This window comes from Rhodococcus sp. EPR-147 (assembly GCF_001647185.1).
Lineage (GTDB): Bacteria > Actinomycetota > Actinomycetes > Mycobacteriales > Mycobacteriaceae > Rhodococcoides.
In genome coordinates, this window is the sequence record NZ_LVCU01000391.1 from 1 (window position 1) to 538 (window position 538).

Consider the following 538-nt stretch of genomic DNA (forward strand, 5'->3'; position numbering starts at 1 on the left):
GAATTCCGCGAGACCGAGGGTCGAGTCGGCGTCGAGCACACTGTCGTGGAGGTCGATGACGGATTCGACGGATCCCCAATTGTCGTCCACCACCTCGGCGCGTTCGGATCTGACGATCCCGATCGGCGACACCTCGAACGCCATCTCGTCTCCTGTCTCTAGTTCGGATCCAGCGCGATTCCGGTCATCACCTTCACGCCCACGGCGAGTGCTCGTTCGTCGAGATCGAAGGTGGGCTGGTGGATGTCGAGTTGTGGCCCGGTACCCGGCCATACGCCGAGTCGAGCCATCGCGCCCGGCACTCGTTCGAGGTACCACGAGAAATCCTCGCCGCCGCCGGACTGCGCGGTATCGGCCAACGCGTCGGGTCCGACCCTCTCGATCGCCTTCTCGAACGTGTGCGTGGACGCCGGATCGTTGACCACGGGAGGCACGCCGCGACGGTAGTGCAGCTCGAAGCGGACACCGGTCGGTGCGAGCAATCCGGTGACGATCTCGCGGACCAGCGGTTCGAGCAACGCCCAGGTCTCGTGGTCGC

Annotated in this window: 1 protein-coding gene; it reads right to left on the minus strand. The window is 65.2% G+C overall.

Annotation, left to right across the window (positions count from 1 at the left end):
• Positions 1–158: 158 nt before the first annotated feature.
• Positions 159–538 (minus strand): M20/M25/M40 family metallo-hydrolase (locus A2J02_RS17385; protein WP_156516270.1); only part of this gene is annotated, 380 nt, incomplete at its 5' end.